The organism is Streptomyces albus subsp. chlorinus (assembly GCF_013302895.1).
Taxonomy (GTDB): Bacteria; Actinomycetota; Actinomycetes; order Streptomycetales; family Streptomycetaceae; genus Streptomyces; species Streptomyces chlorinus.
The window spans coordinates 5,992,375-5,995,887 of sequence record NZ_VJOK01000001.1 but is presented as its reverse complement, the minus strand read 5'-3'; the positions used below and the strand labels follow the sequence as shown (position 1 = coordinate 5,995,887).

The following is a 3,513-nucleotide window of genomic DNA, read 5'->3' as shown; positions in this document are numbered from 1 at the left end:
CGTGCGGGCGATGTACCACCGGCTGGCGCAGCACCAGATCGGCGCGGTCACCGAGTTCCTGGTGCGGCGCCTGGAGTCGGTGGACACGCACCGGTGGGTGGCCGAGCTGAACGCGGTCGCCGCCGCGCCGAACCGGGTCCCCAAGGACCAGGCGCACCGCGACGTCCTGGGCCCGCTCACCCACGACCCCGCGCGGACGGACAGCCCCCTCCACGCGGCAGTGCGGGCCCTGCTGGTGGCCCGCTGGCTGTGGAGCGACCCGCTGCTGGACCCCGGGCGGGTGCTGGGCCCGACGCTGGCCGCCAGGTTCGAGCGGGTCTCGCAGGAGCATCCGCACAGCGACAGCCTCCATCTGCTCAACGAGGCCGAGAAGTACCGCAACTGGGTCCACCCGCAGACATGTGCCGAGGAAGGGTGAAGGCGTGCTCCGGATCTCCTGGCCGCTCCACATCGTCAAACGCGTCGCGGCGCTGGTGGCCGTCCTCGCCGTGCTCGGCGTGGCGGTGCCGCTGACGTACGACTGGCTGGACGAGCGGCGGTCGCGCTGCGCGGACGGCGTCGAGAAGAGGGACGTCGAAGGGCATCCGGGCCGGCACGAGTGCGTCGGCGTGACGGACGGCTCCCACGTCTTCGCACCGCACCTGCGCGGCGTCACCGAGCGGATCAAGACGGAGAACGACCAGGTGGCCAGGGGCGACGACCCCTACGTCAGCGTCGCCTACATGACGACGTTCACCCTGACCGAGAGCGACAGCAACTCCGACGAGTCGGTGCGGCACGAGCTGGAGGGCGCCTATCTGGCGCAGCGCCGCCACAACGACGGTGATCTGCGCGGCTCGCCCAAGATCCGGCTGCTGATCGCCAACACGGGCAGCGAGTCGGGGCACTGGCGCGAGGTCACCGACCGGCTCGCCGCCCGGACCGGCGCCCCGGACCGGCTGGTGGCCGTCACCGGTCTGGGCCCCAGCACCGCGGAGAACCTGCGGGCGCTGCGCGCCCTGGAGCGGCGGCGGATCGCGATGGTCGGCAGCACCATGTCCGCGACCGACATACGCGATATCGACGGTTTCGTGCGCGTCGCGCCGACCAACGCCGACGAGGCGCGCGCGGCTGCCGCGTTCCTGCGGCGGGAGAAGTACCGCACCGCCGTGGTCGTCCAGGACATCGCCCGCACCAACCACTACGCCAACACGCTCGGACCGGCCTTCGAGAAGGCGTTCCCCGACCGCGAAGCGGGGTTCCGCATCGTCGCCGACGAGGAGCTGACGTTCGACTCCTCCGCCCGCACCGGATGGGAGAACGAACTGCGCCACATGACGGGCCAGTTGTGCCAGCAGAAGCCGCGGCTCATCTTCTTCGCCGGCAGAGGCCGCCACCTCACCCACTTCCTCGACGCACTGGCCAACCGCACCTGCACCGACCAGGAGTTCCGCGTCATCACCGGGGACGACACCACGAACCTGACGGCTCGCGAGCTGGAGCGCGCCTACCGTACGAAGGTCGAGGTGCTCTACACGGGGCTCGCCCATCCGGACATGTGGGAGGGCAGCGAGGCGGGCAAGCGGGCCGTCTCCGCCGCGACGGCCCGCAAGTTCCGCGAGGGCGGCGAACTGGACCGCTGGTTCCCCCGCGACAGCCGCGACGACGGGCAGGCCATCATGGCGCACGACGCCGTGCTCACGGCGGCGCAGGGGGTGGCCATGGCGGCCCGGTGGGGCGGTGACGTGACCGGGGAGTCGGTCGGCCGGATGTTCCACAAGATGCACCTGGAGCAGCGGGTGCCCGGCGGCAGCGGCTTCCTGTCGTTCCTCAACAACGGCAACCCCCGCAACAAGGCGGTGCCGATACTGCGGTTGACGGAGAAGAAGCGCGCCGAGTTCGTGGAGGTCTCCGCTCCGCACGGCGCCCCGCCGGGCGGCGGCGACCCCGGCGTCCGGCGCGGCGGGGACTGAGCCGGGGGCCGGGCGCGAACCTCAATTCCAGCTCTGAAGAGGCGGCCTGGGGGATTGGAACGCCGCACAAGGAGCAGGAGTTCCTCGCGGCAACGGGGAGGAGCGGATGATGGACCGACTGGGTACCGGTATCGGCTGGCGGCCCGAGATCGCCGACGGCATCGAAGCGCTGCCGGGCATCGACTGGGTCGAGGTCGTCGCGGAGAACATCTGTCCGGGCCATCTGCCGGAGTCCCTCCAGCGGCTGCGGGCCCGCGGCACGGTGGTGGTACCGCACGGCGTGACGCTCGGCCTCGGAGGCGCCGAGCGGCCCGACCCGGCACGGCTCGCCGCGCTCGCCGAACGCGCCGAGGCGCTGGACGCCCCGCTGGTGACCGAGCACATCGCCTTCGTCCGCGCCGGCGGCCCCGGCACCGGGCTGGACCCGGTGGAGGCCGGGCACCTGCTGCCCGTCCCCCGCACCCGGGACGCGCTGGACGTGCTGTGCGAGAACATCCGCATCGCGCAGGACGTGCTGCCCGTGCCGCTGGCCGTGGAGAACATCGCGGCGCTGCTGAGCTGGCCCGGCGAGGAGATGAGCGAGGGCGAGTTCCTCGCGGAGCTGGTCGGGCGCACGGGCGTACGGCTCCTGATCGACGTGGCCAACCTGCACACCAACCACGTCAACCGCGGCGAGGACCCGGCCGAGGCCCTCGACCGGCTCCCCCTGGAGGCCCTGGCGTACGTCCATGTGGCGGGCGGCGTCGAGCGGGACGGCGTCTGGCACGACAGCCACGGGCACCCCGTGACGGAGCCCGTCCTGGACGTCCTGGCCCAGCTGTGCGCCCGGACCATGCCGCCCGGGGTGCTGCTGGAGCGGGACGAGAACTTCCCGCCCGTCGCCGAGCTGGCCGCCGAGCTGGAGGCCGTCCGCGCCGTCGTGGGGGCCGCCCGTGTCTGACGCCGCGAGGGAGCGCCTGGCCCGGGCCCAGGCCGGGCTGCTGGCGGCGCTGGTCGCCGGGGCCCCGTGCCGCCGGGCTTCGATCCGGAGCGGGTCCGCATCCAGGCCCGCGCCCTGCGGGCCAAGCGCGCGGACATCGTCGCCAAGGTGGCGCCGGAGCTGCCCGCCATCCTCGGGGAGGCCGAGTACCGCCGGCTGTTCGCGGCGTACGCCCTCCAGCACCCGCTGCGCGCCAACTACCGCTGGGACGCCCTCGACTTCGCCGCGCACGCCCTGGCACACGGCGGCCTCCCCCGCGCCCGCCGCAGGCCCCTCAAGCGCTGGCGCAGCCACCGCCTGGGCCCCTCGCCGCGCTGATCCCCGCGCGGCGCGGGGTCCCGTCTTGGCGGGGTCCCTCCCCGCCCCGGCGGAACGGGCCCCGGGGCCGTACGGGGGGCGTGCGGCGACACCCGAGGGCGCTGCTTTACATCGGCTTATGAGCGGTTGAGCATCCGATATGAACGGCGGTGCCCCGTGGCACGGCTGACGGAGCGACAGCGACCACCGCCAGGGAGCCCACAGTGCGTACAGCAGCGATCTCCTCGGCCCTCGGCGCCCTGGCGGCTCTCGCACTCGTGGCGG

At 73.5% G+C, this 3,513-nt stretch carries 1 protein-coding gene and 2 pseudogenes; all 3 read left to right on the top strand.

All coding sequences use genetic code 11. The features are described 5' to 3' along the window. Positions 1–418, top strand: a pseudogene (locus tag FM076_RS25980) (hypothetical protein); the annotation flags it as partial. Between the two features lie 4 nt (positions 419–422). Next, on the top strand, positions 423–1,952 hold the full coding sequence (locus FM076_RS25975; protein WP_173873326.1) for a branched-chain amino acid ABC transporter substrate-binding protein: 1,530 nt from the start codon (positions 423–425) through the stop codon (positions 1,950–1,952). A 109-nt stretch (positions 1,953–2,061) separates the two neighbouring features. After that, positions 2,062–3,249 (top strand): annotated as a pseudogene (locus tag FM076_RS25970) (multinuclear nonheme iron-dependent oxidase). Positions 3,250–3,513 lie beyond the last annotated feature (264 nt).